We start from the raw sequence: 23,261 nt of genomic DNA, 5'->3' as shown, positions 1-23,261 counted from the left end.
GGGCGTCGTGCTTTCAGAATAGGACAATTTTCGAGAAAGCGAATCATCGTTATCCCGATGATTCCACCCAGTAAGGGGTTCAAAGCGACATGGTGCAGTGCAGCTTAATAAAGCGATTATTACGTTAAGACGAATTAGGCACGCACGTGCGTGCCTAATCAACCTATTGCTTAATCTGCGTTACCGCTCCTGGGTTTTCCGTATAACTTTATAATGCCCGAAAAGTCGAGTCCGCCTAATCCCTGCTGGCTCATCGACTGATACAACTGTTGTGCCAGAGCGCCCATGAAGACAGGCTGTTTTGCGCCGCGCGCGGCATCGACGGCGAGGCCGAGATCTTTGAGCATGAGATCCGCGCCGAAGCCCCCGCTATATCCGCGCGAAGCCGGCGCGGTTTCGACAATCCCCGGATGGGGATTACACGTATCCGAACTCCAGCAACGCCCCGTCGATGTATTGACGATACTCGCCAGTTTTGAAGGATCGATACCGAGCGTTTCTCCGAGTTTCATTGCTTCGGCTACGCCGATCATCGAAATACCAAGCAGCAGGTTATTGCAGATCTTCGCAATCTGGCCCGTTCCGGTTTCACCGCAACGCACCATGTTTTTACCCATGTCCGCCAACACGGGACGCAAGGTTTCGAAAAGCGCTTCTTCCGCGCCGACCATGAAGGTGAGGGTGCCGGCCTGCGCGCCGACCACGCCGCCGGACACCGGCGCGTCCGCGAACGGATTGCCGTGCTTCGCCGCCGCCGCGCCGATGAACTTCGCGGTCGCCGGGTCGATCGTGCTGCTGTCCACGAGCGGAACGCCTGCCTTGACGCCCGCAAGCACGCCGTCATCGCCGAGATAGACCGCCTTCACGTGCGCGGCGGCGGGCAGCATGGTGATGACCACTTCCGCGTCCCGCACCGCGTCGCTCGGGCGCGCGGCGAGCGTCGCGCCCGCCGCTTTCGCCGCATCGAGCGCGGGCGCGGAAAGATCGAACGCCGTCACCGCGTGACCGGCCTTGAGGAGATTCGCCGCCATCGGGCCACCCATGTGCCCGAGTCCGATAAAGCCGATATGCATCGCTGTCTCCTGTTTAACGCAACGCGATGGTCGTGTTGACGCCGTCGTTGACTGTGGCGTCGTCGAACCAGCGCGCGGTCACGGTTTTAGTCTGCGTATAGAACTGCACGACCTGCTTGCCGTACGGACCGAGATCGCCGAGCTTCGAACCGCGCGATCCCGTGAAGCTGAACGCGGGCACCGGCACCGGAATCGGAATGTTGATGCCGACCTGACCGATATCGATCTCGCTCTGGAACTTGCGCGCCGCCGCGCCGCTTTGCGTGAAGAGGCCGACGCCGTTGCCCATCGGATTGCGGTTCACGAGTTCGATCGCGTCTTCGAGCGTCGCCGCTTCCAGCACGCATAGCACCGGCCCGAATATCTCCTGCTTATAGATGGTCATCTCGGTGGTGACGCCCGTGAAAATGGTCGGCGCGATGAAGTTACCGCTCTCGTAGCCTTCGATCGACACGTCGCGTCCGTCGAGCGCGAGCGTCGCGCCCTCTTCCACGCCTTGGCCGATCAGCCCGAGAATGCGTTCCTTCGCTGCCTTCGATACAACCGGCCCGACATCCGTATTCGGCTCCGTGCCGCCGTTGACTTTGAGCGAGCGCGCGCGTTCGACGAGTTCCGGCACCCAGTCCTTGGCCGCGCCCACGAACACCGCGACCGAGGTCGCCATGCAGCGTTGTCCCGCCGCGCCGAAGCCCGCGCCCGCGAGCGCGTTGAGCGTCTGCTCCTTGTTGGCGTCGGGCAGGACGACGGCGTGATTCTTGGCGCCCATCATCGACTGGACCCGCTTGCCGTGCTGGCTTGCGAGGTTGTACACGTGCGTGCCGACCGCCGTCGAGCCGACGAAGGAAATCGCGCGGATTAGCGGATGAGTGCAGATGGCATCCACCACTTCCTTGCCGCCGTGCACGACGTTGAGCACGCCCGCCGGAATGCCCGCTTCGACCGCGAGTTCGACCAGTTCCATGATCGAAAGCGGATCTTGTTCCGACGGCTTCAGCACGAAAGTGTTGCCGCAGACGATCGCCATCGGGAACATCCAGAGCGGGATCATGGCCGGAAAGTTGAAAGGCGTGATGCCCGCGCAGACGCCAATCGGCTGGCGCAGCGTGTAGGTATCCACGCCGCCCGCGACGTTCTCCGAAAACTCGCCCTGTTGCAGCGTACTGATGGAACACGCATGTTCGACGACTTCGAGGCCGCGGAAGATATCGCCTTCGGCATCGGCCAGCGTCTTGCCTTGCTCGGCGGTCAGCGTCTGCGCCACGCGTTTCAGGTTCTGCCGCACCAAATCCTGAAAGCGCAGCATGAGGCGCATGCGCACGCCGAGCGGTGTGGTGCGCCAGGTCTGAAACGCCTTGTGCGCGGCAGTGACGGCGGCATCGACTTCTTCCTTGGTCGCGAATGGCACGCGGCCGACGACTTCCTGCGTCGCCGGATTGACGATATCGCGCCAATCCGCAGTCTTCGAGTCGATGAACTTGCCGTCGATCAGCAATTTGGCCGTGCGAGTCGACGTGTCTGCGCGAGCCGCGCCTTGAGCCGGATGTTCAGCAGCAATATTCACGAATGTCTCCTTGTTGGAATGTCATGCAGAAAGGACGAACGGAAGCGACGGGACGCGCCAGAAGGCCAGCGGCAAGGGAATGAGCATGTCGTCTCCGGAATCGTTATCGGCGCGCCGTCATGCAGCGCACTCGTACCCTTGAGTATAGTTATGCAAAAGTCCATCGACGCGCCATAAAAACACCCGATCGATATGCAAAAACACACGAACTTCGATCTAAGCAAACTCAACTGGGACGACCTGCGCTATTTTCTCGAAGTTGCCCGCACGCAGCGCGCGAGCCACGCCGCCAAGCGGCTGGGCGTGGATTACACGACGGTCGCGCGGCGTATTCGCGTGCTGGAAGACGCACTCGGCGCGCTGCTCTTCGATAAATCGCGCAGTGGCGGTTTCGTCCTCACGGCGGAGGGACAACATCTGCTCGGTTTCGTCGATTCGATCGAGACCACGGTACAGTCCGCCACCGAGCAGATCGCCAACACGGGCCACGCGCTGTCCGGCCACGTGCGTGTCGGCTCGACGGAAGGTTTCGGCTGCTTCTTCCTCGCGCCGCAACTCGCGCGCTTTCAAGATGCGCATCCGAACATCTCCATCGATCTGCTGCCCGTGCCGCATTTCGTGAGTCTCTCGAAACGCGAAGCGGATATCGCCGTCACGCTCGAACGCCCGGAGCAAGGCCAGTACGTCTACACGAAGCTCTGCGACTACCGGCTCAAGCTCTACGCCACCGCCGAATATCTCGACGCGCATCCGCGCATTCAGACGAAGGACGATCTGCCGCGTCATCGTTTCGCGAGTTATATCGACGATCTCGCCTTCAGCTACGAGCTGCTCTATCTGGAGCGCGCGGTGCCGGGCGCGGTTTCGCGCTTTCGCAGCACGAGCGTGATCGGGCAGTACTTCGCCGCGTTGCAGGGCCGCGCGCTCGCCATTCTGCCGTGCTTCATGGCCGCGCCGGATGCGCGACTCGTGGCGGTGTTGCCGGAGCAAGTCGAAGTGACGCGGGCGTTCTATCTTTCTTGCCGCGAGGACTTGCGCAAGCTCAGACGCATCACGACAGTGTGGGATTACTTGCGCGAAGCAGCGGACGCCAACCGCGCGTTTCTCATGGGCAGCGACTCGAACATGACGTGGGTCGACGTCAAGGCATCCTGATTACTTCCGAGATAAATAAGGCCAAAAAGCGGAATTCGTAGCATTTTGATTCGAGACCTCAAATACGCGCATTCGTGCGGCATAATCGCCGGCCGGTTTCCATGTTCGATCCGCGCCGCGATCCTCCTATCCTCATGCTTTCGCCTAGTTTCATCCTGCTTCAATCCGCACGGGCTCACGACGCCCGTTCTGCTCGCGCGTCTCGCTAATGGCTTTCGTCATCTGGTCACGGCGATCGGTATCGAGCAAGCGCATTCGCTTCGTCGAAGCGCGTACCGCGCGTGCAATCGCCGTCGTCGCGCTGATCGCGCTGCTCATCGCGGCGCTCGCGCTCGGCATTGCCATCGGCACGATCTTCGGGCGCAGTCATCTCGGCGAGGAACACGCGCTCGTCTCGCGCAATTCCTACGAGATCGAACAACTCGGCCGTCTCAATGCCTCGCTGATCGAACTCGCGCCGCGCGTGGAAAGTCTTGCCGCGCAAGTCGGCGAACTGCACGATTTCGACGCTCACCTCAAGGCCGCGAACGGCGGCGAGGGCGGAGCACCCGGTGTCCACGACGTCCCCCCGCTGCCCGATAGCGACGAAGGCGGCCCCGCACTCGATGGCGCGGGCGGCCCCGAACTGCCACCGCATCTTTGCGATACGAACAGCAGCGCGACCGGCTCGCCCCGGCAGCGCATGAAGCGCGCCGAGCAGATCATCGACTGTATCGGCGACAAACTCTCGCTGCTCCAGGACAAGACCTTTGCACACTACGCCGCCTACATGGCCTACCCCGGCCGCGATCCCGCGCCGGGCTCGCACTTCGGCTCGCCTTACGGCAATCGCTTCGACCCGTTCACCGGCAGGCTCAGTTTCCATCCCGGCATGGATCTGGTCGCGCCCACGGGCACACCCATTCTCGCGAGTGCGGGCGGTCGCGTGGTCCAGGCCGGCGAGCATTCCGGCTATGGCAATGCGGTGGATATCCGTCACAGCAACGGCGTCGTCACGCGTTACGGCCATGCATCGAAACTGCTCGTGCATCAGGGCGACTACGTGATGCCGGGACAAGAGATCGCCGAAGTCGGTTCCACGGGGCGTTCGACCGGACCGCATCTGCACTTCGAGGTGATCCTCGATGGCGCGCAGATCAATCCGAAGCCCTATCTCATGCTTTTCAGGGGCATCGCTCATGCGCAAGGCTGATTCCAAACGGGCGTCGATGCAACTCGCGCGCCACACCTACTCGCTCACGCCCAAGCGCAGTCTCGCGTTCGTACCGGGCGTCATCGCCGCGGTCTGCGCCATCGCCGCGCTCGGCGCTGCCGGCTATTCGCTCAAGACTTCGCACGAACAGGCGCGCAAGCTCGACGTGCTGTGCGCGCCGCCCGCCCCTGAACAGACGTTGCGCGATCAACTTCAGCATGCGCAATTCGCGCTCGAACAGGAAGCCGCGACGCGCACGGCGCTCGAACAACGCGCGGCGCAGGCCACCGCGCAGATCGAGAAATTGCAGACCGATCTCGCCTTCCTCAAGAAACAGCGTTGATGCGCTTCTCGCCGCGCCGCCGGCGTCGCTCGTCACATCCAAACAGCATTGCAAGGACTCGATATGTTTTCATCGAAGAAAGACACTCAAGGCGTGAAGCAAGCCAAGCTTGCCACGCTCATCGCGCATAACGTTCATATCTCGGGCGACCTCGAATTCAGCGAGGGCCTGCGCATGGACGGTCAGGTCACTGGCAACGTGACGGGCCGCATGGGCGACGAGTCGCTGCTCGTCGTGAGCGATCAGGGCGCGATTCACGGCAACGTCGTCGCGCACGATGTGATCATCAACGGACGCGTGGTCGGCGACGTCACCGTCGCGAATTTCGTCGAGCTTCAGTCCAACGCTCACGTGCACGGCAACATCTACTATCAAAAGTTGCGCATGGATGTCGGCGCCACCGTAGAAGGCAAGCTGACTCGGCTCGATTCGATGCAAGGCGGCCTCGTCGCCACGCTGCCCGCGCCCGAACCCATTCCCGTGCTCGATTACTCGGCGAAATAAGGCGTCGCGTTCTTGCAGCAAGGGAAACAGCGAGCATGCAAGGCGAGGCATTTCCGCTAAGATTCGGGAGATGAAGAGGCCACGCGCTCGCGCCCTCGCATGTCGCTCGTACATGACGCGGCCCGAGCGCCCATCGACGCGTGGCCCGTGACATCGACACAACAAGGGCGCCCCATGCTGGTCAATTGCGCGGCTTATCAAAACGGCCGGAAGCTCGCGGACGTGCATATCGACGATATCAACGCTTATCGCGATCTGCCCGATTCTTTCATCTGGGTTGCATTGAAGGAACCTGGTCCCGGCGAACTCGCCCACATGACGCATCAGTTCGGCTTGCACGAACTCGCGGTTGAAGACGCGCAAAACGGGCATCAACGTCCGAAGATCGAGGAATACGGCGATTCGCTATTCGCCGTGTTCCACACTGTCGAGTTCGATGAAGAAGGCGAAGTGCTCGTTGGCGAGATGAACGTATTCGTCGGCAAGAACTATGTGCTCTCGGTGCGTAACCGGACAACGCAAGGCTTTCAGGAAGTCAGAAAGCGCTGCGAGCGCGAGCCGCATTTGCTCAAGCACGGTCCGGCGTTCGTGATGTACGCGCTGCTCGACGCGGTGGTCGATCGTTACTTTCCCGTGCTGGAATCGCTCGGCTCGGAACTCGATGAAGTCGAGGAGCGCATCTTCGAACAGAACGGCTCGACGGCTTCGCGCGAGATCATCGAAGATCTCTATTCGCTCAAGCGCCGCATGACGATCTTGCAACATCACACGGCGCCGTTGCTCGAAGCAGTCAGCAAACTGTATGGCGGACGCTCGCCGGGGGTGTGCGCGGGCATGCAAGAATATTTCCGCGATGTGTACGATCACTTGCTGCGAATCGTGAAGACCATCGAAGGACGTCGCGAAATGATCGTTACCGCGATACAGGTGAATCTCGGCCTGATCGCACTCTCGGAAAGCGAAGTGACCAAGCGTCTCGGTTCGTTCGCCGCGCTCTTTGCCGTACCGACCATGATCGCCGGCATCTATGGGATGAACTTCCATCGCATACCTGAGCTGGACTGGGCTTACGGCTATCCTGCGTGTCTTGCTGTCATGCTAGCGGTGGATTTAGTACTATATTGGCGCTTCAAGAAGGCAGGTTGGCTATAATGCTGTCTTGCGGAGCTCGCGCCTGGCGCCAAAACGGAACCAAAGCGCGATTTCATTTGTCTAACAGAACATGTCGGCGCGAGGCGCTTCAGGGTCTGTCGGCAGGCTCACCGGTTCTGAGCTGGTAGCTTGAATTGACGCGAAACGGCCTCATATCTCCTCCAGACTGTTGCCAGCGCGCATTCGACACGTTCACTCTAAGCTTCACCTGTACCGCACCAACCGCACGTCGGCAAAAATTCAAGGTCCTGCACGGCCTTGGCCACGCCGATGTCGCCGTCCCGGTCATGCCGGCCAGGCGCTCACTTCCGAGCCGCCATGTCGTTCCGGCCTCTGTCCGTCAAGCTCTCGGGCCTGAATTGAGACGCGGCGCGCTCATTGTCAGGGGCGCGTCGGGCACCGCTTTCGCGCTTTGTTTGCGATGCACGCCGCCCTGCAGCGACCACGCCCGTGCAGCGCCGCCCGCCTTTTTGGCGACTTCCGCGGCGAGGCACTGTGGCAACGGCGCGGCACCCATGATTACTACTTCAACAGGAGCTCCATATGGCGAAAGAAGAACTACTCGAACTCGACGGTATCGTTGATGAAGTGCTTCCCGACAGTCGCTACCGCGTGACGCTGGACAATGGCGTCGTCGTGGGCGCATACGCCTCGGGCCGCATGCGCAAGAACCACATTCGTATTCTCGCGGGCGACCGCGTGACGCTGGAATTGTCGGTGTACGACCTGACCAAGGGCCGTATCAACTTCCGGCACAAGGACGAACGCGCAGGCAGCGGCGGCCCGCGTGCGCCGATGCGCCGTCGTTAAGCGGCAACGTCGTACATGCGGTAACGGTTTGATCAGGAACGCGCCCGCCCGATCCGCGGCAAACGCGTGCATTACCTTGAGCGGATCTTCACAACTTCGACGCGGCCGCTAGCCAGCCCGGTTGGGCAAACCGCCACGGCTGCGCCACGCGTCGATGTCTGTACGTTTCGCTTAATCGAGCTATCGAGCGGCCCGCATCGCCAATATGGCGTCGAGGCCGATAGCGAAACCGTCTTCGTCATTGCTTGCCGAAACCAGGCTCGCGCGCCGTTGCACGGCCTCCGACGCTTGTCCCATGGCAATTGACACACCCGCGATCTCGAACATGGCGACATCGTTGCCCATGTCGCCGAGCACGGCCACACGATCCAGCGGCACATTCGCGCGCTTCGCCAGCTCGCGCACGGCGTCGCCCTTATTGGCTTCGAGGCTCGTGACATCGAGGTAATAGGTTTGCGAACGCGCCGCGTGTGCGCGATCCTTCAGCCGCTCCTCCAACTGTTTCTCGACCTTTTCGATCAGCATTGCATTCGAAGTCGAACCGACGATCTTGTCCACCGCCGACAGATCGAGTTCGTCGAAGCGCTGTACGCGCACGCCTTCGTAGCCCACGGTGCGCGTTTCGAGCGGCACGTATTCGCCATCGGGATTGGTCAAGTACCAGTTATCGTCGATGAACACCCAGGCATCCACGCCCGTTTCGGCAAGCGTGTCCAGCGCGGTCTGCACGGCATCGCGCGGCAGTTTGTGCGCGGCGAACGTTTCCCACGTTCCCGGCTGAACCAGACTGCCGCCGTTGTAGGACCCAAACGGCAAATCCACGCCGAGCGTCTTCACGATATGACGCATGCCCTTGCCCGGCCGGCTGCTCGCCACCGTGAACTGCACGCCCGCTTCGCGCAGGCGCCGCACGGCGTCGACGGCTTTGTCGCCGAGCGTCTTGTCGGTGTAGAGCAGCGTGCCGTCGCAATCGGTGACGACGAGTTCGACCTTGGCGAGCGCCTCGAACGCGGCGGCGCCGTCGCCGGTTGCGCTATGGAGGCCGTAGCGGATATCGGCGGCGCTCATGCTTGCGCTCCCTTTTCCTTCTCCGCGTGCTGCGTATTGAAATGCGGCAACTGACGCGTTTCCCGCACGGAACGCGGATGCCAGAGCTTCGCGCCGCCTTCGATGCCCGCCGCGTTCGACACCACCGCCACGTTCGGCGGTAACTCGAACTTCAGATTCGCGGCATTGCCGCCGCCAATCCACAGCTTGTCGTAATTCACGAGCGACGACAGAATGCCGATGACCTTCTGTACGCGCTTGTTCCAGCGTTTATTGCCCGCCTTCTCGCGCGCCGCCGCGCCGATGTATTGGTCATACGCGTCGCCCTTCTTCGACACCGGATGATGCGCGAGTTCCAGATGCGGCATGAGTTCGCCGTCGCGAAAGAGCGCGGTGCCGGCGCCGGTGCCAAGCGTCAGCACGAACTCCAGGCCGCGCCCTTCGATAGCCGCGAGCCCCTGCATTTCGGCATCGTTGATCATGCGCACGGGCACGCCGCCGACGCGCTGCGAGATCAAATCCGCGAGCGGGATGCCGTTCCAGTATTCATTGCCGAGATTGGGCGCGGTCAGGACGACGTTGTTGCGCACCACGCCCGGAAAGCCGATGGAAATATGCGTCGGCGGTTCGGCAACGAGCGGCTCGACCAGCTTGATGAGCGTATCGACGAGCACTTCGGGCGTCGCCGGATGCGGCGTTGCCACGCGCAGGCGATCGCTCTTCATCTCGCCTTCTTCCGAGATGATCGCGGCTTTCAAGCCCGTGCCGCCCACGTCGATGGCGAGAATGCGCTCGGCGCGCGCGGCGCCTTTGTCGATGGTCGTGCGGCTCTTGGTTTTTTTCGCTACGGATGTCGTGCTCACGCTTTTCGTCCCCTTGATCAGTCGGTTTTCTTGATGGTGTCGGTAAGCGAGCGCCACGCGCGGCCATCGGCTGCGAGCAGCTTGTCGGATGCCTCGGGCCCCGCGCTACCGGCCGGATACCCGTGCACCTCGACCTCGCCGTCATGCGGATGCAGTACGTCGTCCACCGCGGCCCATGCCGTCTCGATGCTGTCCGCGCGCTGAAACAGCGTCTCGTCGCCGAGCATGCAGTCGTAGAGCAGCGTTTCGTAACCGACGTTGGCGCGCTCCGCGAAGAAATCGCCGTAATTGAACGCCGAGCGCACCGCGCCGATCTGCATGATCGGTCCCGGCACCTTCACGTTGAAGTCGAAACTCGTGCCGTGCGCCGGATCGATACGCAGCGTGAAGACGTTGGGCGTGAGTTCATCGACGGGCGTGTCGCGGAACAGGCGAAACGGCACGGCCTTGAGATAGATCGAAATCTCCGTGCGGCGCTCGGTCAAACGCTTGCCAGTGCGCAAGTAAAACGGCACGCCCGCCCAGCGCCAGTTGTCCACATAGACGCGCGCCGCGGCATAGGTTTCGGTGCGGCTGTCTTTCGCGACGCCGTCTTCTTCCTTGTAACCCTTGCCCGCAGGACCGGCCTCGTACTGGCCGAATACGACGTCTTTAGGATGCAGCGGCACGATTGCATCGAACACCTCGGCTTTCTTGTCGCGCACGGTTTCGGCGTCGAAGGAATTGGGCGGCTCCATTGCCACCATGCCGAGCAACTGGAACAGATGGTTCGGCAGCATGTCGCGAAATGCGCCGGTCTGTTCGTAGAAGCTGCCGCGCCCTTCCACGCCGATGGTTTCCGCCGCCGTGATCTGCACGTGATCGATGTACTCGCGCCGCCACATCGGCTCGAACATGGCGTTGGCGAAGCGCACGGCGAGAATGCTCTGCACCGTGTCCTTGCCGAGAAAATGGTCGATGCGATAAACCTGCGACTCCGACGCATACGAAAGAATGCAGCGATTGAGCTCCTGCGCCGTGGCCAGGTCGGTACCGAACGGCTTCTCGATGACGAGGCGGCGGAAGTTGCCGTCCTTCTCTTCCAGCAGGCCCGCGCTGCCGAGATGCTCGACGATAGGCCCGAAGAACCGCGAGCTCACCGCCAGATAGAACACGACGTTGCCGCCCTTGGCCTTTGCGAGCCGGCTTTTGAGGCGCTCGAAGGTTTCGTCTTCGGTGAATTCGCCCGCGAAGTATTCGAGCCGCTCGGTGACCCAGCTCCACGCTTTTTCGTTGAGTTGCGACGTGTGGAACGTGCTCGCTTTGTCGGCGGCGAACTTGCGTAGCGACTGCGTCAGCTCATCGCGCCAGTCGGCGGTTTCGCGCTCGCCGTGATTGACGCCGATGATCTGCATGCCGTCGTCGAGCAGGCCATCCGATGCGAGGTTGTAGAGCGCGGGCATCAGGAGCCGCTTGGTGAGATCGCCGCCCGCGCCGAAGATGACCAGCGTGCAAGGCGGCGCGGGATGCTTGCCGGCAAGCGGCGTGGCCTGTTCCGGCTTTTGCCCGCTCAATTGCGTTGGGTTCGATTGCTGTGCTTCGTTGTTCTCGTTCGGCATGACTCGTTCGCCCCTTGATCGTTTTGTGCAGTACTCAGGACAGACCCCGAGCGACGCGGCACAGTTCAAAAGCTTGCAGTGCTTTGCGGTAGAAGCAATAAAGACGTATGGCTTTTGTAATTAGCAACCTTACGTGTCGTAAAATATGCGCGCCAGCGGCGTGGGTACGGGCGGTGCGGGGCATGCGTCATCATCAACCATCAATGCGACACGGACCTCACATGAATGCCGACGATACCAAGATCGACCTGCCCGCCTATTACAAACGCATCGGCTACGAGCAAACGCAGCATACGGCGGCCACGCTCGAAACACTGCGCGCCTTGCATGCGCTGCACCCGCAAGCCATCCCGTTCGAAAATCTCGATGTCCTGCTCGGCCGTCCCGTTCGCCTAGATCTTGCCTCGGTTCAGCGCAAGCTCGTGACCAATGCGCGCGGCGGCTATTGTTACGAACACAATCTGCTGTTCCGCAGGGTACTAGAAGCGCTCGGTTTTCGCGCGCGAGGTTACGCGGGACGTGTGCTGTGGGGCCGCGACGATCCCGCCATGCCGCCGCGTGCCCACATGCTGCTGATCGTCGATCTCGACGAAGGTCCCTTCCTCACGGATGTCGGTTTCGGCGGCATGACGCTCTCCGCGCCGCTCGCGCTCAAGTCCGGGCTTGAACAGATCACGCCTCATGGCGCGTTCCGGCTCGACGGCATCGAAACCGGAACCATGCTGCCGGGCTACATCCTGAACGCCTATATCGACGGCGACTGGAAGCCGGTCTATCGCTTCGACCTCGATCCGCAATACGACGTCGACTACGAGATGTCGAACCATTTCGTGTCGACTTACCCGAGTTCCGTCTTCGTGAACAACCTGCTCGCGGCACGTCTTGCGCCCGGCAAGCGTTACGGGCTTTTCAACCGGCGCCTGAGCGTGCACGACGACCGCGAAGGCACGAGTCATCGCGAACTGAAGACGATAGAAGAACTAAGGCGTGTGCTGTCGGACGAGTTCGCCATTCGTCTGCCGGACGCCGCCGATCTCGATGGCGCGCTCGCGCGGCTTCCGTAACGCAGCGAGCGCAACGCCGATCCCACTCCCAGCACACGCACGAGACCACGATGCTCAAGAAAAAGACGCGCGGCGGCAGCGATTTTCAGACTCATCATCGCAGTACGATGCTCGCGCGGCAGTTGCCCGCGTGGCGTTCGCAACTCGTGGTGATCGGCCTTGCCGCGGCTTTTTTCGCGCTCGCCGGACGAGCGGCGTGGGTGCAGGTGGTCGACCGCGAGTTCTATATCGGCGAAGGTCAGAAGCGCTATCAGCGCACGCTCTCCTTGCAGGCGACGCGCGGCAAGATAGTGGACCGTCACGGCGCCATGCTCGCCGTCAGCCTGTCGACGTATGAAGTCTGGGCAAGCCCGAAACTCTTCGACGGCACGCGCGGCGACGACATCGCCCAACTGCTCGGCATGCCCGCGCGCGATTTGCAAAGACGCGTCGAAACCGGCCGCAGCTTTGTATTGCTCAGGCGGCAAGTGGAGGCCGAGACAGCGGAGAAGATCGCGCAGATTGGGCGCGCGGGCATCACGCTCGTGCCGGACACCAAGCGCTTTTATCCGGAAGGCGAATCGGCGGCGCATATCGTCGGCTTCACCGACAACGAGGACAACGGTCAGGAAGGCGTCGAACTCGCGGCGAACGCGCGTCTGACAGGCGAAGCGGGTCAGCGCGAAGTGATTCGCGACCGGCTCGGGCGCGTGATCTCGCAGATCGGCGAGCCCGACTTGCCGCAAAACGGCGAGACCATTGCGCTCACCATCGACCGGCGCATTCAGCAGCTTGCGCATACGCATCTGAAGGCGGCGATTGCGAAGCATCGGGCGCGCGCGGGCAGTGTCGTCGTGCTCGACGCCAAGACCGGCGAAGTGCTCGCGCTCGCCAACTATCCGACCTTCGATCCGAACGACCGCAGCCATTTGACCGGAGAGCAACTGCGCAATCGCGCGCTCACCGATACCTTCGAGCCCGGCTCCACCATCAAGCCGCTGGTCGCCGCGTTGTCCATCGACCTCGGCAAGACGCGGCCGGAGACGCGCATCGATACGTCGCCCGGCACGCTCAAGATCGGCCCGAACGTGATCCACGATACGTCGAATCACGGCGTCATCACCGTGTCGGAGGCGGTGCAGATGTCGAGCAACGTCGCGCTCACGAAGCTCGCGCTGCAGATTCCCGCGCAGACCATCTGGGACAAGTACCGCGATTACGGCATCGGCCGCGCGCCGGAGCTGACTTTTCCGGGCGCGGCGGTCGGCAGGTTGCGCGCGCCCGAGCGCTGGAAGCCGATCGAGCAGGCGACCATGGCTTATGGCTACGGCATGTCGCTGTCGCTCGTGCAGATTGCGCAGATCTATACGGCCTATGCTGGCGACGGGCGCTTTCACGCAGCCACGCTTATTCAGGGCGAAACGCGCCGCGACCCGTTGCAGGTCACGAAGCCCGCCACCGCGAAGGCCGTGCGCAACATGCTGGAAATGGCGATGGGCCCGAACGGCACCGGCCGCGCCGCCGCGGTCGAAGGCTATCGCGTGGGCGGCAAGACCGGCACGGCGAGGAAGCAGATCGGGCGGTCGTATGCGGCGAACAAGTATCGCGCGTCGTTCGTCGGCATCGCGCCGATGAGCGATCCACGCGTGATCGTCGCGGTAATGATCGATGAGCCGTCGGGCACGACGTATTACGGCGGGACAGTAGCGGGGCCGGTGTTCTCGGGCATCGTCGGCGCGACGTTGCCATTGCTGGGCGTGCCGCCGGATGCTTGAGCGGGCGCGCACTTTGCTGCCCATTCATCGAGCGCGAACCTTGCCGCATGGCCGCCTTATCGAACTGTAAAGGCCCTGTGCTCTAATGCGGGTTCGCAGAGAACAACGGTCATTCGGGAGACTCATGAAGAAATTTTTCGCGGCGCTAGCGCTGCCTTTGCTCATTACCGCGTGCGGCCGTTTTCATAACGCCGATGCCGGGCAACCCGAAGTCGAAGCCGCATCCACGGATAACCGGGTCGGCGAAATCGTCCAGTGCATCACCGACGAAGCAAAGAAGCACGACACCAAATACAAGTCGACGCCAATCCCGCAGGGCACCATGCTCGAATTCGGCGATTCTAACGTCGTCAAGGTCCGCTACGACAACGGCGAAACCACGTACCGCTTTTATCCCGGCGAGCGCCACGCATCGAATCTTTGGATCGAAGGCGCTGGCAAAAAGTGCGCGCCCTGAGTTCAAATGCGCTCGACCAAAGCCATCAACGCCGTCGAACGGCTTAAAACGCGTAGCGGCAACGCGCACTATGCGGCCGTCTCCATGCCCGGCGGCTACTTCTATCTAATCGAACGATCGGCGGAAGGCTCGCGCAAGATCTCCGAGCCAATGCCAATGGACGATTTCGTCGCCTTCGTCAACGCGCGCGAGCCCGGCAAGCCGCGCAAGGTCAGCAAGCTCGACGAGGCGCTCGAAGCGCAGATCGGCCGCAGCGGCAAGCGCGCGTCCGAGTAGCAGTTTCGTCTTCGCGGGTAGTCCCGCATCCTTCCGAATCTCATCAGCCCTTTGCGCGGCGCAGCGCACATAGCGCCGCACCGCGCCTGCTTGAATGTGCGATGCCAGACGGAGCGCCGCCTCGCCGTTTGCGACTATTTTTTCAACAATTCGCAAGGCGTTGACATGGGGATGTCGTCGCCGCACGAGTCGTGAAAACAAAGACGAGTAAGGGGCGCTCACGACGGTTCGACCAGAGCCGGCGTGGGTGATCGGGGTACGGGGTGAAGCGGCTACGGCGTAGCACGACGATGAGCGATTTCATCGCGCGCTTGCCTGCCGAGAGGAAGACCACAAATGAAAAAAAAGAAAAGTGAGACCAAGGGCAGTCTCTTGCCCTCGGCCATGGCGGATCTCGAACTTCAGCATATCGAGCGCGCAGTCGCGCAGCTTCGCACGATGAACAACCAGTCTTCCGGCACGCTCAATGTCGACTATTGGCGCGAGCGGCTTGCGGCGGTATCGGCGGGATTCGCGCTCGTGCCGGCGCAGAAGCAGCGCATCGAAGCGCTTTCGACGGCGCTCGATTCCGTGAGCAGCAAAGGGCCGAGCGGCCCGGGAAGCCGCAAGAAATCCACGAACAGGCTGTGGGCGAAAGCGGCCTAAAAACCGCTTTCGCCACTCGCGCCGGGCGGCGCGAAATTCCGCGCTGCGGCGCGCGCTATTGTCATATCCGTTCGCGCGAAAGCTGCGCGAGGGGTTCCCGGTGCTCACTGCCGGGCATCGTTCCTGCTCAATGAAAGGTCATCGATTCATACAGGGAACGCCATGTCCAACACATCACACCGCACCTCGAAGATGGTCGCTGCTATCGTTGCCATCGGCACGACGGTGTTCAGCACTTACGGCTTTGCGCAGATCGTCCAGGGCTCCGGCTCCGACTCGCAAGACAGTCGCGCCTCGGATTCGACTTCGCGTGCGAATCCGGCGGGCGTGACGGTGCATGAATCGCAAAAGCCGCAATCGAAGGATGCGGCGGGCGCGGCGCGAGGCCCCAGCGCCGGCAAGGATCACAAGACCGATGGCGCGGGCGGGTTCAACAACGGTCTCTACGGCACGGGAGCTGGCAACAATAAATAAGGCGTGTGGTCGGATAGCGATCAGGGCGTTGCCGGTTACTCGACGCCCTGTGCCGCCTATCCGTTACTTCTCGCCTTGCGGCGTTCCCTCGATTTCCGGCGCAATGGCCGCGTGATTCACGATCGCCACGAGCGATATCCCGCCGAGCATATTGCCGATCACGGTCGGAATCATAAAGACCAGAAAGTAATCGCCGATACTCGCCGCACCGATCATCACCGCATAGGCCGCTTCCACCGATCCCGCGATCACGTGCGTCAGCTTGCTCACAGCAACCGTATAAGTCACGATCAAAATGGTCAGCAGCCGCGCCGAGCGCGCGCTCGGCAGCAGCCAGACCATCAACGCGATCAGCCATCCTGAAAACACGCCGCGCACGAGCGTCACGCCGAAGTCGGCGGAAAACGGCATCTCGGCGACGTGGGCGAGCGCTTCGGTGACTTCCGGCGAGAAGACGCCCTTGATCTGCAGAATGCCCGCGAAAATTGCCGTGCCGACAAGGTTGAAGACGAGCACGATCGCCCAAAGCCGCAGTGTCTTGAACAGCGTCTTCATATCGCGGCGCGTGAGCACCGGCAACACAGCGGTCAGCGTGCTCTCGGTGAACAATTGCTGGCGTCCGAGCACGACGAACACGAAACCGATCGTATAGCCGAAGCTCGATACGAGCGAACGCCAACTCGTCTCCGGTAACGAGCTTTCGAGAATCGACTGGACGAGAAACGAGAAACCCATCGAAAGGCCGGCGGCAAGCGCCGACCACATCAGCGCGCCGAAGGTCCGCTCCATCGCCGCCTCGCCTTCTTCGCGGACGATTTCGTGAACGACGAGCGCATGCGGCGTCGAATGCTCGGCCGCCTGTTCACGCTCGGCGTTATCGAGGTTGGGCGACTGTGCGCCAGCGGAACTTTCCTTGGGAGAAGCTTCGGTGGATGTTTCTTCTTGCTGCGCGCCGGGTTTCGGCTGTGACATGTTTTTCTCCCTGAAAGCCGCTCGATGCAGGGATCGGATGAGCGGCGGCGAAGCTTTCAAGCAGAAAGAATGCCCGACGAGTCAGTTTGAAGACATTTCTAGCGGACGATGCCGCCATCGAGCGAATCATAGCCGCGCCACTTGTAGATCAGCGCTGAGATAAGCCAGCACGCGGCGAAGAGACCGACGATTGCATAACCGAGCGCGCCGAAGTGTTCGGAAAGCACGGCGACCGCGTCCCACAGTCCGCCCTTCAGTTGCAACCGGTCCGCGATCAACCCGAGCGCTTCGATGCCGCCTATCAGCACCGCGATCAGCACCGACACCAGCGTGACCGTGAGGTTGTAGTAGAGCTTGCGGATCGGCTTCATGAAAGCCCAGCCATAGGCGCCGACCATGAGCATGCTGTCGGCGGTATCGATGAGCGACATGCCCGCGGTGAAAAGCACCGGAAACACGAGGATCGACCACACCGGCATGCCGCGCGCGGCTTCCGCGGCGGCGATACCCATGAGGCCGATCTCGGTCGCCGTATCGAAACCGAGTCCGAAGAGAAAGCCGAGCGGATACATATGCCAGCTTCGGCTGATGAGGCGGAAAAGCGGCCGGGCGATGCGCGCGATCGGTCCGCCGCCCGCCATCAGCAGGTCGGCGTCGTCGTCGTGCCATGCTTCGCCGCGACGCACGCGCCCGAACGCGCGCCAGACGCCGCGCAGCACGAACAGATTCATCGCCGCGATGGCGAAGAGAAAAAGCGCGGAGACGGACGTCCCGATCACCCCGCCGATCTCACGATACTGCGCAAAGCGGCCCTGCACGGCGAACGCGGTCGCGGCAATGAGCGCGCTCGCCACCACGACGACCGTCGAATGGCCGAGCGAAAAGAAGATGCCGACGCCAAGCGGACGCTTACCCTGCTGCATCATCTTGCGCGTGACGTTATCGATAGCGGCGATGTGATCGGCATCCACGGCATGGCGCAGTCCGAGCGAATACGCCAGCAGCGACGTGCCAAGCAGCACCGGATAGTGCCGGAACGCGACGAGCGCCCAGAGCCACGCGAGCACATTGAAGACGATGAGCCCGGCAAACATGCGCGTCGACTTGCGTTGCAGACTGAAAGCGCCCATTCGCCCGGCAGTCTCGATGACCGCGCTGTGACTCGGGTTGGCGTCTCTGTCGTGAAATCGGGACATGTCGGTGGATTTGGGGCCACAAAGGGTCAAAGGATACCGCGCTTCGATGGGCGGCCAATAATCGGCGCGGCCACTCCCGCGCGTTCGGCGCGTTCACCGGGCAATCACGTGACCTGCCGCATATATGACTTTTTGCCTATTCCTATTCGCTGAGCGGGGAAAACATAGGCGGATTCATTGGTTGGGCGCATCGAAGCGCGCAGCTAGGATGGCACTTCGCTTATCCCGACTTTCGCCATGCCCCGCTATCTCGACGACGCGCAACGCGAGCAACTCCAAAAACAACGCGCGACGTGGCGTTGGCGCAGCGCGTGGCCGACGTGGCTCGTGATCGTCGCGGTGTACAGCGGCTGGTTCGGCGTGGCGCTCCATGCGCGCACGCTCGGCTTGCCGGTCACGCTCACGCTGCTCGCGGTGCTCTCGTGCTGGTACATGTCGCTGCAGCACGAACTGCTGCATGGACATCCCACGCGCTGGCCGCTCGTCAACATGCTTTTCGGCCTGGCGCCGCTCGCCGTTTGGTTTCCGTATGCGGTGTATCGCGACTCGCATCTGCGTCATCACGACGACGCGCATCTGACCGAGCCCGGCCGCGACCCGGAAAGCTATTACGTCACGCCGGAGCAGTGGGCCAATGCGGGCGTCGTATTGCGCGCGGCTCTCGCTGCCCGCAATACGTTCTTGGGCCGCGTGCTGATCGGTCCATGGTTCTCGATCGCCGCCTCGTGGCGCGAAGCCGCGCAGGCGGTCGCGCTGGGTCAATGGCGGATCGTCGCGAGCTGGCTCGTGCACGCAGCGTCGCTTGCCGCGCTTGCATGGTGGCTCGATGCCCGTTGCGGCATTCCGTGGCGCGCGTTTCTGTTCGGCGTCGGCTATGCATCGCTGGCGCTGGCTTCGGTGCGATCGTTTCAGGAGCATCGCGCGGAAGGCGATGCCCGCGAACGCACCGTTCTGAACGAGGCCGCGTGGCCTTGGCGACTGCTGTTTCTGAACAACAATTATCATTCGGTGCATCACGACTTGCCCGGCGTGCCGTGGTTTGCGCTGGGCGCGGTGTATCGGCAGCGGCGCGAAGCGTACGGCGCGAGCAATGGCGGATTCGTCGTGCGCGGGTACGGCGAGTGGATCAAAAAGCATGCATTCGCGCGCGCGGTTTCACCGGTGCATCCGTTCGCGGGCGGGACGCGCGCGCCGGTGGAATGGATCGCCGATACCGCCGTCACGACGCGCACGAACGCGATGCAACGCGGCGCGGCCAAGCGCTTCGGGCAGCCGGTGCTCGTCAGGGCTGCGGCGTCCACGCGTGATTCGCGCTCGGCGAAGGTTTCGTAGATCGGCTTGCGGCCGAGCCGCCCTGTACGATAGAGCGCTCTCGCTTCTCGCAAAGCTCGCCCATGCAATGGATCACCGCCCTTCCGATGTACAACGTCACGCCCGCGCTGGCTGCCGACTGGCGCGCGCTGCTGACGGACGTGAAAGCGCGGGTGACAGACTGGCTGGACGAACGCGCTGATACGCTCGACATCGTCGATCCGGGCGCGGATCTCACCACTTTCTGGCAACGCGACGATCTGCTCTTGTCGCAAACCTGCGGTTATCCGCTCGTTCACGCGCTCGAAGGCCGCGTGCAACTCGTCGCCACGCCCAATTTCGATGTCCCCGGCTGCGCGAACGGCAGCTATCGCAGCGTGATCGTCGCCGGAAAGCACACGCAGGCGACGACGCTCGCCGACTGTCGCGGCCTCAGAGCCATCTACAACAGCGACGACTCCAACAGCGGCATGAACTTCTTGCGTCACGCGGTCGCGCCGCTGGCCCGCGAGGGCCGCTTCTTCGCATCGGTCGAGCGAAGCGGTGGGCATCTGGCTTCGCTTCAAGCGCTCGCGACGGACCGAAGCGCGGATGTCGCCGCCATCGACTGCGTGACCTTTGCTTACGTGCGCGAACATGTGCCGGAACTAGCCGAAGGCGTCAGGGAAATCGGCGTGACGGCGAGTTCGCCCGCGCTGCCTTTCATCGCCTCGAAGCGGGTTCCGCAAGACGGCATCGAGCGGCTCGCCGCCGCGCTCGCGGATTCCGTACGCGACCATCCCGCGCTTGCGCAACGGCTGCGGCTCGACGGCTTCGTGCGCCCCACGCGCGCCGACTACGCGCCGATTCTCGACCTCGAACGCGATGCCATCGCGCAAGGCTATCCGCGGCTGGCCTGATCGCTTCGGCAAGAATCCCGCACATTCGGCACAATCGACTTTTAAACGCGAGGCGCCGGCGCGGCTTGTCCGCCAGCCGGGCCTGAACGCTGACGGCCACGCTTCTCGCCGTCCCACGCATCCGGAACGTCGCAATGATCCCCTTCTCGCTTCTCGACCTCTCACCGATTCCGCTCGGCTCGACCGCCTCCGACGCCTTCGCGCATTCGCTCGACCTCGCCCGTCACGCGGAAAGCTGGGGCTATAACCGCTACTGGCTCGCCGAGCATCACAACATGACGGGCATTGCCAGCGCGGCGACGGCGGTCGTGATCGGCCATATCGCGGCGGGCACCAAGACCATTCGCGTCGGCTCGGGCGGCATCATGCTGCCGAACCACGCGCCGCTCATCATTGCCGAACAGTTCGGCACGCTCGCGTCGCTGTTTCCGGGACGTATCGACTTGGGCCTCGGACGCGCGCCCGGCACCGACCAGACCACGGCTCGCGCGCTGCGTCGCGACTTGCAAGGCAGCGCCGACTCCTTCCCCGACGACGTCGTCGAACTGCAGCGTTTTTTCGCCGATCCCGTCGAGGGACAACGCGTGCGCGCAGTGCCCGGCGCCGGTCTTCATGTGCCCATCTGGCTGCTCGGCTCGTCGCTCTTCAGCGCGCAACTGGCGGCGGCGCTCGGGCTACCGTTCGCGTTCGCGTCGCATTTCGCGCCGGATTATCTGCTGACCGCGCTGGAGGTGTATCGCACGCAATTCCGGCCATCGGCGACGCTCAAGAAGCCTCACGCGATGGTCGGCGTGAACGTCTTCGCCGCCGATACCGTCGATGAAGCCCTCTTTCTATTTACCTCGCTGCAGCAGCAGTTCATCAATTTGCGGCGCGGCACGCCCGGCCAGTTGCCGCCGCCCGTCGACCAGATCGCGTGGAGCGAGGGCGAGCGCGCAGGCGTCGAGCGGTCGCTCGCGTGTTCGGTGGTCGGCGCGCGTGCGGATGTCGAAGCGGGTTTGCGCTCGGTGATCGAGCAGACTCAGGCCGACGAGTTGATCGTCACGGCGCAGATCTTCGATCATCGGGCGCGTCTGCGCTCGTTCGAGATCACGGCGGAAGTACGCGATTCGATTGCCGCCCGCGGTTGAATCGGCGCAACGACGAAGGCCGCACGACATTCGGGAAAGCCCCTACGCTTTACGCGCGCGCTTTTGACAGGCAATAATGAGACAGGCGGGGCGCGTGCGCGCTTCGCATCTGCTTATCCGCCGTGTCTGCCTTCGTCGTGCGCCCGAAATTCGTGCATGAGAGAGGAGGCGCGGCAAGACAACAACAAATACGTCGCAAGACGGGAGGAAGAATGTCGATGCCGAAAAGCGCCGCCACGGGCGCCATGACGCTCCTGACGGAATACGATGAATCGAGCGGCCAGGAAGTGCGTTCGCTTCGGCTCGAACCCGCATCCGACGGCAAGGCTGTTCTGCTGATCGAGATCGACGAGCGCAAGCCGGGTATTCATCGTGAAGTTCGTTATGAAATTACGCCCGCCGAACTGATTGCGGCAATTCGCGCGCACGGTGCGGAATTGCCGGGTGAACAACATAGTCGTTAAAACAATTTAATAGTTGGCGCAAGCAGCATACAATAGCGTTCAGGCGACGCATCAGCCGTTCGGGAAACCGGGCGGTTCGAGTGTCGCTTTCCCGCAGTTCGTAGCCTCCCGACGTGACCTCCCGCGCGCACCATAGTCGTGCGTCCGTCATGGCGATTCCCGCACGAGCCAATGTCCGAAGCCGGTATTACTGTTATATAGCCGACACAGCGGGGACATTAATCGGTGTGGGCGGCGCGTGTGATGGGATAAGCGCGGTCTGCGGTAAATACACTAATTGACGCACGTTTCACTGTGCGTCACGCTGGATAAAACATATCAAACCTAGTCATCGAGCCGCCCCGGTCCGCGCGGGGCATCGGTTCGTCTTTCGCAAATCAAAAAGCTGAATCAGGAAAGCCGTGGACGAAAGAAAGCGAGACAGCATCATCGCGTATTTACGCAGCCGGATGGTCGAGTTCGGCATTACGGAAGGCGCGCTGGCCGAAGCATTGGCCGACGCACCAGCGGCCGAACCGCCGCCTACCTTTACCAAGACCAACGGCGCCAACGGTACGGCGAAGCCAGCTCGGGCCATGCCGCAATTGCCGTCACTGCCGCAATCCGGAGACGGCGCAGCGCCGATTTTCCGTAACGCCAGCGGCGACACGTGGGACGGCCTGGGCGACATGCCCGAATGGCTGAAGCGCGCCGTACATGCCGGTCAGGATATCGAGTTTTATCGCGTGTAACGCCCTTCCTCGTTTCCCCGCCTTTCGGATACGCATGCACGGTGGCCAATAAACGCCATCATTATGCGTAGTCATTAAGCGCGATTCGTAAGGCATGGGCGTTTCGCCTTCGTCATTGTCACCTCAGGCCATGCAAGCGGAATGCTCCGCGCGCTTCTGCGCGCGCCGGTTTTTCGCAAAGACGGCGTGGTTAATCGCGCCCGCATTTGCCGACCGGCCGTGCACACTCGAAACGCACACGCATGCAATTGCGCGGCTCGGCGCGTGCGAAGCCTCGCGCATAGGCAATTCATCGCGAATAATCAAGCCTAAAAAATTTCGACGATGGTTCCCTTTCGCGGCGGAAAACGTTTATTGGTGGTGACCAGTACCCGGCTTTCCTGAAAGCGCCGCCGTTTCGCGAACACTTCATCGTTACATCCAGCACACCGTTAGTACACCGCAAGTACGCCGAACAGGTCCCGCAGTCTTTGCTCGACAGGGGGAACGCATGAACGCTTACCGACGCCTCGCGCGCCACGATACCGAAACCGAAACTGATTGGCAGCTGCATCGACAGACGAGGAAGCGGAGCACGCGCTCAGGCCTCG

The 23,261-nt window shown here is 62.3% G+C and carries 24 protein-coding genes; 17 read left to right on the top strand and 7 right to left on the bottom strand.

The features are described from left to right. Window positions 1-170: 170 nt before the first annotated feature. Window positions 171-1,073, bottom strand: a complete 903-nt coding sequence (gene mmsB, locus NCT04_RS17555) for a 3-hydroxyisobutyrate dehydrogenase (RefSeq protein ID WP_250466800.1) — start codon at window positions 1,071-1,073, stop codon at window positions 171-173. 13 nt (window positions 1,074-1,086) lie between these two features. Beyond that, window positions 1,087-2,634, bottom strand: a complete 1,548-nt coding sequence (locus NCT04_RS17550; protein WP_250466798.1) for a CoA-acylating methylmalonate-semialdehyde dehydrogenase — start codon at window positions 2,632-2,634, stop codon at window positions 1,087-1,089. A 192-nt stretch (window positions 2,635-2,826) separates the two neighbouring features. Between NCT04_RS17550 and NCT04_RS17545 the strand changes: the two genes are divergently transcribed. From NCT04_RS17545 to infA, 6 genes are all read left to right on the top strand, one after another. After that, window positions 2,827-3,789: a LysR family transcriptional regulator gene (locus NCT04_RS17545; RefSeq protein WP_250466796.1), complete on the top strand. Its 963-nt coding sequence runs from the start codon at window positions 2,827-2,829 to the stop codon at window positions 3,787-3,789. 208 nt (window positions 3,790-3,997) lie between these two features. After that, window positions 3,998-4,981 (top strand): M23 family metallopeptidase, encoded by a 984-nt coding sequence (locus NCT04_RS17540; RefSeq protein WP_250466795.1) that lies wholly within the window; start codon window positions 3,998-4,000, stop codon window positions 4,979-4,981. After that, window positions 4,968-5,324, top strand: coding sequence for a hypothetical protein (locus tag NCT04_RS17535; RefSeq protein WP_244828388.1), 357 nt, complete (start codon window positions 4,968-4,970; stop codon window positions 5,322-5,324). The genes NCT04_RS17540 and NCT04_RS17535 overlap by 14 nt, the downstream gene beginning before the upstream one ends. A 63-nt stretch (window positions 5,325-5,387) precedes the next feature. Further along, window positions 5,388-5,828 (top strand): bactofilin family protein, encoded by a 441-nt coding sequence (locus NCT04_RS17530; protein WP_244828389.1) that lies wholly within the window; start codon window positions 5,388-5,390, stop codon window positions 5,826-5,828. A 174-nt stretch (window positions 5,829-6,002) separates the two neighbouring features. After that, entirely contained in the window at window positions 6,003-6,980 is a 978-nt protein-coding gene (gene corA, locus NCT04_RS17525) for a magnesium/cobalt transporter CorA (protein WP_244829707.1), read from the top strand. A gap of 543 nt (window positions 6,981-7,523) precedes the next feature. Then, a complete protein-coding gene (gene infA, locus NCT04_RS17520; RefSeq protein WP_244828391.1) occupies window positions 7,524-7,790 on the top strand; it encodes a translation initiation factor IF-1 in 267 nt (88 codons plus the stop codon). Window positions 7,791-7,970: 180 nt separating this feature from the next. Here the strand turns inward: infA and NCT04_RS17515 are convergent, their stop codons facing one another. Genes NCT04_RS17515 through zwf form a run of 3 tightly spaced genes read right to left on the bottom strand, consistent with a single transcriptional unit; the run spans window position 7,971 to window position 11,298 of the window. Beyond that, window positions 7,971-8,858, bottom strand: coding sequence for an HAD family hydrolase (locus NCT04_RS17515; RefSeq protein ID WP_250466793.1), 888 nt, complete (start codon window positions 8,856-8,858; stop codon window positions 7,971-7,973). Beyond that, window positions 8,855-9,700, bottom strand: a complete 846-nt coding sequence (locus NCT04_RS17510) for an ROK family protein (protein WP_244828393.1) — start codon at window positions 9,698-9,700, stop codon at window positions 8,855-8,857. The genes NCT04_RS17515 and NCT04_RS17510 overlap by 4 nt, the downstream gene beginning before the upstream one ends. A 17-nt stretch (window positions 9,701-9,717) precedes the next feature. Further along, window positions 9,718-11,298, bottom strand: a complete 1,581-nt coding sequence (gene zwf / locus NCT04_RS17505) for a glucose-6-phosphate dehydrogenase (protein ID WP_250466792.1) — start codon at window positions 11,296-11,298, stop codon at window positions 9,718-9,720. Between the two features lie 221 nt (window positions 11,299-11,519). Here zwf and NCT04_RS17500 point away from each other — a divergent pair, with 221 nt between their 5' ends. From NCT04_RS17500 to NCT04_RS17475, 6 genes are all read left to right on the top strand, one after another. Beyond that, on the top strand, window positions 11,520-12,362 hold the full coding sequence (locus NCT04_RS17500; protein ID WP_250466790.1) for an arylamine N-acetyltransferase family protein: 843 nt from the start codon (window positions 11,520-11,522) through the stop codon (window positions 12,360-12,362). A 50-nt stretch (window positions 12,363-12,412) separates the two neighbouring features. Next, window positions 12,413-14,116, top strand: a complete 1,704-nt coding sequence (locus NCT04_RS17495) for a peptidoglycan D,D-transpeptidase FtsI family protein (protein ID WP_250466788.1) — start codon at window positions 12,413-12,415, stop codon at window positions 14,114-14,116. A 124-nt stretch (window positions 14,117-14,240) separates the two neighbouring features. After that, window positions 14,241-14,573, top strand: coding sequence for a hypothetical protein (locus tag NCT04_RS17490; RefSeq protein WP_250466787.1), 333 nt, complete (start codon window positions 14,241-14,243; stop codon window positions 14,571-14,573). Window positions 14,574-14,579: 6 nt separating this feature from the next. Then, on the top strand, window positions 14,580-14,849 hold the full coding sequence (locus NCT04_RS17485; protein WP_250466785.1) for a hypothetical protein: 270 nt from the start codon (window positions 14,580-14,582) through the stop codon (window positions 14,847-14,849). Window positions 14,850-15,185: 336 nt separating this feature from the next. Next, window positions 15,186-15,494 (top strand): hypothetical protein, encoded by a 309-nt coding sequence (locus NCT04_RS17480; protein WP_244828399.1) that lies wholly within the window; start codon window positions 15,186-15,188, stop codon window positions 15,492-15,494. Between the two features lie 162 nt (window positions 15,495-15,656). Further along, window positions 15,657-15,968, top strand: a complete 312-nt coding sequence (locus NCT04_RS17475) for a beta-xylosidase (protein ID WP_250466784.1) — start codon at window positions 15,657-15,659, stop codon at window positions 15,966-15,968. A gap of 63 nt (window positions 15,969-16,031) precedes the next feature. Here the strand turns inward: NCT04_RS17475 and NCT04_RS17470 are convergent, their stop codons facing one another. Next, window positions 16,032-16,940, bottom strand: coding sequence for a formate/nitrite transporter family protein (locus NCT04_RS17470; protein ID WP_250466782.1), 909 nt, complete (start codon window positions 16,938-16,940; stop codon window positions 16,032-16,034). Window positions 16,941-17,038: 98 nt separating this feature from the next. Beyond that, window positions 17,039-18,070 (bottom strand): HoxN/HupN/NixA family nickel/cobalt transporter, encoded by a 1,032-nt coding sequence (locus tag NCT04_RS17465; RefSeq protein WP_250467448.1) that lies wholly within the window; start codon window positions 18,068-18,070, stop codon window positions 17,039-17,041. Window positions 18,071-18,373: 303 nt separating this feature from the next. Between NCT04_RS17465 and NCT04_RS17460 the strand changes: the two genes are divergently transcribed. The 5 genes from NCT04_RS17460 to NCT04_RS17440 all read left to right on the top strand — a co-directional run bounded on the left by NCT04_RS17460 (window position 18,374) and on the right by NCT04_RS17440 (window position 22,671). Continuing rightward, complete coding sequence (locus NCT04_RS17460) at window positions 18,374-19,468, top strand: fatty acid desaturase (RefSeq protein WP_250466780.1); 1,095 nt, start codon at window positions 18,374-18,376, stop codon at window positions 19,466-19,468. 62 nt (window positions 19,469-19,530) lie between these two features. Then, window positions 19,531-20,346, top strand: a complete 816-nt coding sequence (locus NCT04_RS17455) for a phosphate/phosphite/phosphonate ABC transporter substrate-binding protein (RefSeq protein WP_250466778.1) — start codon at window positions 19,531-19,533, stop codon at window positions 20,344-20,346. Window positions 20,347-20,480: 134 nt separating this feature from the next. Then, complete coding sequence (locus NCT04_RS17450) at window positions 20,481-21,476, top strand: luciferase-like monooxygenase (protein WP_250466776.1); 996 nt, start codon at window positions 20,481-20,483, stop codon at window positions 21,474-21,476. Between the two features lie 212 nt (window positions 21,477-21,688). Then, window positions 21,689-21,940 carry a hypothetical protein gene (locus NCT04_RS17445; RefSeq protein ID WP_370652151.1) on the top strand — a complete coding sequence of 84 codons (252 nt, stop codon included), beginning with the start codon at window positions 21,689-21,691 and terminating at the stop codon, window positions 21,938-21,940. A gap of 401 nt (window positions 21,941-22,341) precedes the next feature. After that, window positions 22,342-22,671 (top strand): H-NS family nucleoid-associated regulatory protein, encoded by a 330-nt coding sequence (locus NCT04_RS17440; RefSeq protein WP_244828406.1) that lies wholly within the window; start codon window positions 22,342-22,344, stop codon window positions 22,669-22,671. Window positions 22,672-23,261: the final 590 nt, after the last annotated feature.

The organism is Caballeronia sp. GAFFF2 (genome assembly GCF_023631485.1).
In the GTDB taxonomy this organism is placed as follows: domain Bacteria; phylum Pseudomonadota; class Gammaproteobacteria; order Burkholderiales; family Burkholderiaceae; genus Caballeronia.
The sequence above is the reverse complement of the archived record's forward strand: the minus strand, read 5'-3'. Positions and strand labels throughout refer to the sequence as shown.

What these genes read in the sequence shown, in the direction of transcription:
- zwf (WP_250466792.1), bottom strand. Translation starts at nt 11,298, where the DNA reads ATGCCGAACGAGAACAACGAAGCACAGCAATCGAACCCAACGCAATTG.
- NCT04_RS17475 (WP_250466784.1), top strand. Translation starts at nt 15,657, where the DNA reads ATGTCCAACACATCACACCGCACCTCGAAGATGGTCGCTGCTATCGTT.
- NCT04_RS17460 (WP_250466780.1), top strand. Translation starts at nt 18,374, where the DNA reads ATGCCCCGCTATCTCGACGACGCGCAACGCGAGCAACTCCAAAAACAA.
- NCT04_RS17485 (WP_250466785.1), top strand. Translation starts at nt 14,580, where the DNA reads ATGCGCTCGACCAAAGCCATCAACGCCGTCGAACGGCTTAAAACGCGT.
- NCT04_RS17490 (WP_250466787.1), top strand. Translation starts at nt 14,241, where the DNA reads ATGAAGAAATTTTTCGCGGCGCTAGCGCTGCCTTTGCTCATTACCGCG.
- NCT04_RS17445 (WP_370652151.1), top strand. Translation starts at nt 21,689, where the DNA reads ATGTCGATGCCGAAAAGCGCCGCCACGGGCGCCATGACGCTCCTGACG.
- mmsB (WP_250466800.1), bottom strand. Translation starts at nt 1,073, where the DNA reads ATGCATATCGGCTTTATCGGACTCGGGCACATGGGTGGCCCGATGGCG.
- NCT04_RS17455 (WP_250466778.1), top strand. Translation starts at nt 19,531, where the DNA reads ATGCAATGGATCACCGCCCTTCCGATGTACAACGTCACGCCCGCGCTG.
- NCT04_RS17480 (WP_244828399.1), top strand. Translation starts at nt 15,186, where the DNA reads ATGAAAAAAAAGAAAAGTGAGACCAAGGGCAGTCTCTTGCCCTCGGCC.
- NCT04_RS17450 (WP_250466776.1), top strand. Translation starts at nt 20,481, where the DNA reads ATGATCCCCTTCTCGCTTCTCGACCTCTCACCGATTCCGCTCGGCTCG.
- NCT04_RS17465 (WP_250467448.1), bottom strand. Translation starts at nt 18,070, where the DNA reads ATGGGCGCTTTCAGTCTGCAACGCAAGTCGACGCGCATGTTTGCCGGG.
- NCT04_RS17500 (WP_250466790.1), top strand. Translation starts at nt 11,520, where the DNA reads ATGAATGCCGACGATACCAAGATCGACCTGCCCGCCTATTACAAACGC.
- infA (WP_244828391.1), top strand. Translation starts at nt 7,524, where the DNA reads ATGGCGAAAGAAGAACTACTCGAACTCGACGGTATCGTTGATGAAGTG.
- NCT04_RS17470 (WP_250466782.1), bottom strand. Translation starts at nt 16,940, where the DNA reads ATGTCACAGCCGAAACCCGGCGCGCAGCAAGAAGAAACATCCACCGAA.
- NCT04_RS17535 (WP_244828388.1), top strand. Translation starts at nt 4,968, where the DNA reads ATGCGCAAGGCTGATTCCAAACGGGCGTCGATGCAACTCGCGCGCCAC.
- NCT04_RS17495 (WP_250466788.1), top strand. Translation starts at nt 12,413, where the DNA reads ATGCTCAAGAAAAAGACGCGCGGCGGCAGCGATTTTCAGACTCATCAT.
- NCT04_RS17540 (WP_250466795.1), top strand. Translation starts at nt 3,998, where the DNA reads ATGGCTTTCGTCATCTGGTCACGGCGATCGGTATCGAGCAAGCGCATT.
- corA (WP_244829707.1), top strand. Translation starts at nt 6,003, where the DNA reads ATGCTGGTCAATTGCGCGGCTTATCAAAACGGCCGGAAGCTCGCGGAC.
- NCT04_RS17515 (WP_250466793.1), bottom strand. Translation starts at nt 8,858, where the DNA reads ATGAGCGCCGCCGATATCCGCTACGGCCTCCATAGCGCAACCGGCGAC.
- NCT04_RS17545 (WP_250466796.1), top strand. Translation starts at nt 2,827, where the DNA reads ATGCAAAAACACACGAACTTCGATCTAAGCAAACTCAACTGGGACGAC.
- NCT04_RS17530 (WP_244828389.1), top strand. Translation starts at nt 5,388, where the DNA reads ATGTTTTCATCGAAGAAAGACACTCAAGGCGTGAAGCAAGCCAAGCTT.